8 protein-coding genes and 1 pseudogene are annotated in these 8334 nt (G+C 40.3%); 3 read left to right on the top strand and 6 right to left on the bottom strand.

Annotated features, from left to right (window positions below):
* A pseudogene (locus WAZ74_RS10960) lies at positions 1-587 on the top strand (hypothetical protein); the annotation flags it as partial.
* Between the two features lie 197 nt (positions 588-784).
* On the opposite strand, the gene WAZ74_RS10955 reads toward WAZ74_RS10960, so the two are convergent.
* Both WAZ74_RS10955 and WAZ74_RS10950 read right to left on the bottom strand, forming a co-directional pair.
* Complete coding sequence (locus WAZ74_RS10955; RefSeq protein WP_422308337.1) at positions 785-1339, bottom strand: hypothetical protein; 555 nt, start codon at positions 1337-1339, stop codon at positions 785-787.
* A 3-nt stretch (positions 1340-1342) separates the two neighbouring features.
* Positions 1343-2131, bottom strand: coding sequence for a hypothetical protein (locus WAZ74_RS10950; protein ID WP_422308336.1), 789 nt, complete (start codon positions 2129-2131; stop codon positions 1343-1345).
* A 299-nt stretch (positions 2132-2430) separates the two neighbouring features.
* On the opposite strand from WAZ74_RS10950, the gene WAZ74_RS10945 reads away from it, so the two are divergent.
* Positions 2431-3099, top strand: coding sequence for an SDR family NAD(P)-dependent oxidoreductase (locus WAZ74_RS10945; RefSeq protein ID WP_422308335.1), 669 nt, complete (start codon positions 2431-2433; stop codon positions 3097-3099).
* 150 nt (positions 3100-3249) lie between these two features.
* Here WAZ74_RS10945 and WAZ74_RS10940 read toward each other — a convergent pair whose 3' ends face one another.
* The 3 genes from WAZ74_RS10940 to WAZ74_RS10930 all read right to left on the bottom strand — a co-directional run bounded on the left by WAZ74_RS10940 (position 3250) and on the right by WAZ74_RS10930 (position 6736).
* Positions 3250-3945 carry a lysophospholipid acyltransferase family protein gene (locus WAZ74_RS10940; protein ID WP_422308334.1) on the bottom strand — a complete coding sequence of 232 codons (696 nt, stop codon included), beginning with the start codon at positions 3943-3945 and terminating at the stop codon, positions 3250-3252.
* 146 nt (positions 3946-4091) lie between these two features.
* The gene (parE, locus tag WAZ74_RS10935; RefSeq protein ID WP_422308333.1) at positions 4092-5978 is read right to left on the bottom strand and encodes a DNA topoisomerase IV subunit B; all 1887 of its coding nucleotides are present in this window, start codon (positions 5976-5978) and stop codon (positions 4092-4094) included.
* 110 nt (positions 5979-6088) lie between these two features.
* The gene (locus tag WAZ74_RS10930) at positions 6089-6736 is read right to left on the bottom strand and encodes a YqiA/YcfP family alpha/beta fold hydrolase (protein ID WP_422308332.1); all 648 of its coding nucleotides are present in this window, start codon (positions 6734-6736) and stop codon (positions 6089-6091) included.
* A gap of 187 nt (positions 6737-6923) precedes the next feature.
* Between WAZ74_RS10930 and WAZ74_RS10925 the strand changes: the two genes are divergently transcribed.
* Positions 6924-7184: a DUF1289 domain-containing protein gene (locus WAZ74_RS10925; RefSeq protein ID WP_422308331.1), complete on the top strand. Its 261-nt coding sequence runs from the start codon at positions 6924-6926 to the stop codon at positions 7182-7184.
* A gap of 40 nt (positions 7185-7224) precedes the next feature.
* On the opposite strand, the gene WAZ74_RS10920 is transcribed toward WAZ74_RS10925, so the two are convergent.
* Positions 7225-8151, bottom strand: coding sequence for a hypothetical protein (locus WAZ74_RS10920; protein ID WP_422308330.1), 927 nt, complete (start codon positions 8149-8151; stop codon positions 7225-7227).
* Between the last annotated feature and the right edge of the window lie 183 nt (positions 8152-8334).

Below are 8334 nucleotides of genomic sequence, written 5' to 3'. Positions count from 1 at the left end.
TTTGGCTTGCTAACATCATTGCTGGTGTCGTTGAGCGCTCTGAGCAAGGTTCACAGTTCCTAGCAAACATCGTACGCGTACTGATCATGGGCTTAGTACTTGCCATGGGTCTAAAAGCGATGGGTATTGCTGACTCTATTGTTAACTTAGCATTTGGTCTAACATTAGGTGCTGTTGCCGTTGCCTTTGCCCTATCGTTTGGTCTTGGTGGTCAAGAAGCAGCTTCACGTTTCCTACGTAAGATGCAGGATAAAATGGACAGAGAGCATGACGAAGCGAAAGCAAAATCTGCTTTAACGCCTAAATCATCAACTCAAGACAAATTTGCTGCCTCAATTCGTGAGAATACACCGAGCGCAGCGACAAGTACTCCGCCAGTAGCAAGTGTAATTAGCACTCCTGTAGTAACGACGAAACCTGTCGTAAGTACAGATTCTGATACGCTCGGTACGAGCACGTCTACTCCACTAGGTTCAGACACGGTTGATATCACTCATATCGAAACTGACGACAACAATACTAACCCTACTAATGACTTCACGAACGGTAGTGGTTTTACAAACATAGATAATGATAATTTAAAATAACACATCATTATTCATTCGTTTTCTAAAAAAAAGACAGCCTAGGCTGTCTTTTTTTATGATTAATAAGGAATGCTACTATTCACGATTTATGATCGCAGGCTGGAATAAAGCTACTCAAGCTCACCCGAGATAATTTATTAGGTTACCAATTTTTCTTATGATCTTAATTTGGCTTACTTATCTAAATTTTGATGAGTTTAGTTCTGATTTTTTTGCTGTAGTTGCTGTAGTTGCTTAGTAAGCTGTCGCTCACGTTGGGTCATTTTATCAACTGGCTGAATCCATAAATCAATATCTATAAAAGTATCTCCAGCTTCTGCTATAAAATCGATACCCAACACAATGACATGATGCAGTTCAGCTATTGGAAGTCGTGTTGCAACATCCAAGGCAATTTTTGCTAAGTTTGGTTGAATTCTTGCTTTACTGTTCTGCCCTTCCAAATCCTGTCCATAAAATATCAACACATAATGCCGCCCTAAACACTCATAAGAATGTTGATGTATCACATAACCTTGTTTCTGTAACGCCATTTCTTGCTTAGGATGTTTGTATAAAGTACGGATCAGTTCATGGCGTGAAAACAATGACTCGTCTAGTATTTGCTGCTGCCAATGGAAAAAGTCCAATCCTAACGATTTTTTTTGCTGCTCTGCTGGCGGCTCTTTGCTTTTAACAGCGACTGGCTTTTTACTAACCATAGCTATCATCTGGCTGCTAAGTTGTGACCACAAGACAGCGGCTTGTTCCATATGCTACTGATACATCTGAGTGGTAGCGCTATTAGTTTTTTGAGCAAGCGTTATCGCTATCAACGCCGAGTTCGGCTCATTTTGTAGACCATATTTGATTAGCGCATTATCTACTGCAATAGCAGGTGCAAACAAAGCTGAACTGTTTAGAAATCGAGTTACACTCAACGCTTCAACATCAATATTTGGCAAATGACTGATATCATTATGCTGTAGCTGCTTTAAACAATATTGTAAAAATCGCCATAGCTCGCATGGGGTATGTAGCGCTTCTAGTACAGCTTGCCAATCGTGCCAGCTAAATATTTGTAGCTGTTGGACATCACTCATATCGACGATCAAATCTTCCATAAAGTAGCGAGCAGTAAAGCTATGTTTCATGCGCTTTACTCGATCGTTTTGAGTATTTTTGTTGTTAAGGCGATTATCATTGATATCGCTTTTAAATTGAATATCAAAGACCAATACCTGAGCAGTGAGCGTATGACTGTCTTTATGATTGGATAAATAAATCTTCTGCCATGCCAATGCTGACTTAATGGCTGTTTTACGTATAGTCTCAACATCAGCTGATGCGACACTATCAGGTAAATATACCACCAGCTCTAATAGGCGTAAGTTACCCAATGGCAGTTGGTAACCATAGTGCCGAGCATCATATTCAGCATCATAATTGTCCTTCATTGCTTGCATATTAGGCAATACAATTTCTAAAACGTCTGTATGCAAGTAGCAGGCTAACTCATTGTCAAGATAGCCTAAATCCGATATCGCAGTAGTAGAATTGGGCACAGCTCCAACCTTTTAGTATCAAATAAATATGGCGTTGCCTACATTGTAATGGGCATATAGTAAGTGAGCTTAAATGTTTATAAAACAGCATTTGGCAAAAAACTAAGCTACATAAGAGTATTTATGCACGGTCGCTTTCATTGCAGTGACTTGTTATGATGATATAGAAGCATGATTGCTTACGCATTAATTTATAGGTTATAGAGTGCGCTCTACGATACTTATCAGAGACATGTATCAAATTTATTTAACAACTGTTTTATTTTATAATAATCACATAATAACAAGGATTGAACACTATGAGGCGCTTTAAAGAAAAAACCGTTATCATAACAGGTGCAGATTCAGATATTGGTCGTGCAACCGCTATTAGGTTCGCAAAAGAAGGCGCTAATTGTATACTGGTCGGCATTAATCATGACCTCTTAGAGTATATCTACAAGGAGCTTCCACAAGATCATACATGGATCAATACAGGTAACCACCTTACAATCACCAGTGATGTTAATGATCCAACCCAAATTCCAAGATTAATAGAGCATGCGCTCGAGAAATATCAGCATATTGATGTGATGGTCAATATAGATACTATCGTTGGCATTCATCAATCAGTCATTCCCTATTTAATAAAAACAAAAGGTAATATCGTTAATGTATCAACGCTAACGACTATAGCAGCAGATTGGAATATTGATAGCTATAACGCTGAACAAAACAGCTTGACTGATACCACAAAGGCAATGGCATTAGAAAACGCACCAAATGGCGTGCGTATTAATGCAGTAGCTGCTGGCTTAGTGACAACAGATACCAGTTCAAATCCTTTTTTGACTCACTCTCCATTAGGAAAAACAGCGACACCTGTTGATGTGACAGCCGCTATTATGTTTTTGGCCAGTGATGATGCAGCGATGATTACCGGTGTTAATCTACCTGTCGATGGCGGTGTTAGTGCTTCTAATGGTTAAATGCATCTTAAAAATACCTGTATTTTAGTAATTCCCATATATTTAATAGTATTAAAAAGAAACCTTAGACTAAAAACAAAAACCCCTGATACAGTCATATCAGGGGTTTTTACGTCTAGATGTTTATGAATGACTGCTTTAAAAAAAACATCAATCAGCTGAGTTATTAACGTCCTTTAATGGCTTCGATAGGCGCTCAGGATGTCTTGGCAACACACCTTTATACTGGGCATATATTTTCGGCAAATCCGCTTCGATATTCCCCGTAGGATAGACCAAAGACATAAAGCGTATTTCCTTAGTCTTATAATCAAGCGCTACCGGCAAGATGGGCACACCAGCACCCACGGCTAAATAGTAAAAGCCGGTTTTCCACTTCTCCGTGTACTCACGTGTACCTTCTGGCGACAATCCTAAAAACAGCGGCTCACCAGTTTTGAATTGATCAATACTGTATTGTAGCACTGAACCTTTATTGCTGCGATCAATAGGAACAACACCTATCCAATTCATCAACTGTGCGAGTAATGGTATTTTAAATAACGTATGCTTACCCATGATACTAATTTTTAGGTCAAGAGCAAATAAACTGGGTATCGCATAAACACCATCGACATTCGATGTATGCGGCAGCGCCAATACGACTGCCTGCGGAATATTCGGAATCTCACCAACGGTACGCCAACCTGCCGCTTTTAATAGTGCAGAAGCAATCACCGGCGCAATCTTATTACCTCGTTTAGGAACCAAATTACCCAGCTGTTTTTTACTCAGCTTTGGCAATATTTTAGAGCGGGTCGGCTTAGAACTGTTAGCTTTAGAACGATTAAACAACTTTGATGTCATGACGGCACCATATAATAAAAGATAGGCATATAATACCATTAAGCTCGTATCACTAAGCTGGATTTTGCATGATTTTGTTATGGTAAAGCTTGTTCAATCATAATTATAAGTAATACTAACAATAAGCGTAATCGCCCTCGAAACAGCTATGAGATATCAGCTAAATTGCCTTTATCCTCCAGCCATATCTTACGGTCAGAAGCGCGCTTCTTAGCCAGCAGCATGTCCATCACACTATTGGTCAACACCATATCATCCATATCTAGCTGTACCAAGCGGCGCGTATCACGGTTCATGGTCGTTTCTCGCAACTGCTCGGCACTCATCTCGCCCAGACCTTTAAAACGTGTAATTTGCGCTTTTTTGTTGCCCGGTACATTGGCTAAAATGTGCTTAAGCTCAGGCTCATCTAACGCATAATGCACCTCTTTACCCACGTCCACTCGGTATAACGGTGGCATCGCCACAAATAAATGACCTGCATCAACCAATGCAGGGAAATGTTTGACGAATAAAGCACAAATCAAGGTAGCAATATGCAGTCCATCAGAATCAGCATCCGCTAAGATACATACCTTATCATAACGTAGCTCGGACAAATCATCAGACGCTGGATCGACGCCGATAGCGATGGCAATATCATGAATTTCTTGACTTGATAGCACCGTATCTGATGATACTTCCCACGTATTTAAAATCTTACCACGCAGAGGTAATATTGCCTGATAATGACGGTCGCGTGCTTGCTTCGCACTACCGCCGGCAGAATCACCTTCTACCAAAAATAGCTCAGCCCCATCGCGTAAATCACCACGGCAGTCAGCAAGCTTACCGGGTAAAGCAGGACCCTGAGTAATCTTTTTGCGCGCTACTTTTTTTGCAGATTTAAGGCGACGACCTGCTTTGTTGATTGCCAGCTCGGCAATCTGCGCACCCATATCCGCATGCTGATTTAACCATAAGCTGAAGGCATCTTTTGCCAACGTTTGTACCGCCCCCGCTGCTTCACGACTCGATAAACGCTCTTTGGTTTGTCCTGAAAACTGCGGCTCAGAAAACTTGAGCGACAAGATATAATTGACCCCGTCCCATACATCTTCTGCCGTCAGCTTGACACTACGCGGTAATAAGTTATGAATATCACAAAACTCACGCAATGCCTCTAAAATTCCCGTACGCAAACCATTAACGTGCGTACCGCCTTGCGCGGTTGGAATCAGGTTGACGTAGCTTTCTTGAATGGGCGTGCCACCATCAGGTAACCAAGACAACGCAAAAGTAATACCAGCACGCTCGCCTTTCTTAGCATCATAATGATAATAAAAAGGTTCGGGCGGCAAAGTCTCTAATCCGTCTAGCTGCTCGCTTAAATATTCAACGACGCCATCAGTAAACTGCCAAACGACTTTTTCGTTATTGATATCGTCAACAAACTCAATCGTCAGACCAGCTGCTAGCACCGCTTTGGCTTTTAAATTATGCTTAAGCTGCTTTACATTAAATTTAGGCGTATCAAAAAAGCTGCCATCTGCCCAAAAATGTACTTTCGTACCTCGTTTGCGCTTATTTGAGCTGATAGTCTCAGTTAGCGCCGTCACTGGAGCGCCATTTTCAAACGCCATCTCAAACTGCGTACTATCACGCCATACGGTCACTTCAACCCGCGTCGACAAGGCATTGACAACAGAGATACCGACGCCATGTAAACCGCCCGATACTTCATAATTAGCGGTCGAAAATTTACCACCCGCATGCAAACGGGTCAAAATCAGCTCAATCCCTGACTGGTTAAATTCAGGATGAATATCGGTTGGCATACCACGACCATCATCCTCAACCGATAATGAGCCATCGCTATGCAGCTGAACTTTAATAATTTTGGCATAACCACCCAGTGCTTCATCGACTGAGTTATCAATGACTTCCTGCGCCAAATGATTGGGGCGCGTCGTATCTGTATACATACCTGGGCGGCGACGTACCGGCTCAAGTCCTTCTAAAACTTCTAACGATTGCGCATTATATTGACTCACAAATGCATCCTTAACGATTCATGTCTGATTAATTCTATTAAACCATTATAACCAAAAATAGCGACAGTAACGCTAATTGTCAGTCGCTCACGTCATATAATGTCGTCTCTTTAAGTTGATAACAGACGCTGTAGCGTACTAATAACCATCGGTAGCTGTTCACCAAAATCAGTAAACCTATGGTCACCACCTGTTTGCAAAGTTACCGTCGCTCCATGCGCTTGATAAAAATCTTTTGATAGCTTAGCATTTAGCAGCTCGTCACCCTCTTTGAGCAAAACAGCAATCTTATGCGGATAATCGATGGATACCAATTGATGGTTCGCAAACCATTGTAAATCTGCAGAAGTAATGTTCCAACCACCAGCCGTCGTATGGAGAATCTGATTCTCTGGCACTTTATCTTCGCTGTCATCTTCACCACTATCACTCTCTAACAGCAACTCATTAGCAAAGCGCTGCAATGTCACATGTGGCTGAGTACTAGGATTCAATAATAAAGCCGGACAACCTGTATGATTGCTTACCAAGGTTGAAAAATAACCACCTAACGAGCTACCAACAAGTACGGTTTTATCTTCTCTATTGAGCTCGGTTACCAATCTTACCAACTGCTCAAACACTTGCTCAGGAGCGCTATTCAGATCATGTCGATATACGGTAATATCAGTATCATGCTGTTGGCAATAGCTTTCTAATAATATACCTTTGGTAGAGTTGGCATCACTATCCAATCCATGAATATAAATAATGTTCACGTACAATCTCACTTATTAATTTTGTTATGATGACTTTATATCGATAATAAAAGCTAAGCATAGCATTGCGTCGCCAAAAACAGTAACAATAAAGCGGCACACTATTATTCGTTATTTACGACATAATAGTGTTTTAAAATAAGATGATGTAAGTTAAAGGAATAACGATAAACGCGATGGAGCCGCCATGAATCAGCAGTTTGAACTGTTCGATATCACCAATCCATGTATTGGTGTTTGCACAAGCAATAAGAAAGGCTATTGCTTTGGTTGCCTGCGCAGTCGTCCTGAGCGTCAGCTATGGCTCAGTATGAATAATGAGCAGCGTCGTGATGTACTAAGGCTAATTGTAGGACGTAAACAGCGTATTGAACAAATCAGACAGCGTAAGGGCGAGCAGTTAGGATTTGATTTTGAGGAAGTGGTTGAGATTGGGGATTTGTTTTAGAGCGTTTGGTTTTTCAGAGGTAATCTTTTCATAAAATTTGTCACATACTTATATTCCACATTCCTAGTAGTCGGTTTTTTGGTTCTGCTTGTAAGTATGGAGTATTTATACCTAAAGCAGCCGCGATGAGCTTTGTATTAAAAGACGTAAACTCAAGGTTATAATTCTCTTCTGGATAAGAGTATCCAATTGGATGTCCGCCATACTTTGCTTCATGAAATAGGTCATTTCGTTGTTTGCTGAGTTTACTTTCTTTCTTGGTAATCAACTTTGCCCATAGTGGTAGTTCTAAATTATATCTTTCAGCAAGTGCTATTGGACGAGCTGCGTGACTATTAGCTTTCGTTCCTGATAGTTTATATATACCATCAAGGACTTTGTATTGTGCATCGAATCTTTCCCAATCAAACTGATAACTTTGACCGATTAAATACCAATGAATACAGGTAAACATCTGATTTTGATCTTCCTGGTTTGAGTTAACATAGAACCTATTTATGCTTTCCATACCGTTAATATAATCATCGCCATTTAATAGTAAGCCATTCAACTTAGTTGGCTCATAAGCTGTACGCCCTAAATACGAGTAACTTTCTGGAGTAAAATATAGTCCCTGTAAAAACCCATAACCTAATATAAGAAATCTTAAATGATCATCAGAATAATCTTCAGTTGATAATATCTCATGTGTCGGACTCATACTGAAAAATGAAGAATTTATCACAACAGCATCTGCTTCAAACTCGTTCTTTTCACTAGCTGATCTAGGAAGTTCTATTTTTGCTCCATAAAACCATCCTTTACTGACACGTGCTGTCTTATAGAAATCTCTTAGAACAGAATCAAACTCCAGAACAGGAGCTATTTTAAAGCCATTAAATTCGAAAGATTTATTATCAATAAGAAAACCAAATTTCATATTAAATACATATTTTACTTTAGTATTTAGTGTTTTGATAACAGTCATTATAACTCAATACTCAATACTCAATACTCAAGAAACTAGCTCTTCCAAACCCCAGCCAAAGAAAACCCCCTTACACTTTCGCGTAAGGGGGTTTTACTTTTAGAATAGAGAGCTGACGATGACCTACTCTCACATGGCCGGAGCCACACTACCATTGGCGCGATGATGTTTCACTTCTGAGTT

The sequence above is a fragment of the Psychrobacter sp. genome (assembly GCF_049295055.1).
Lineage (GTDB): Bacteria > Pseudomonadota > Gammaproteobacteria > Pseudomonadales > Moraxellaceae > Psychrobacter.
Note: the sequence above shows the minus strand (reverse complement) of the source record. Positions and strands in the feature narration are given on the sequence as shown.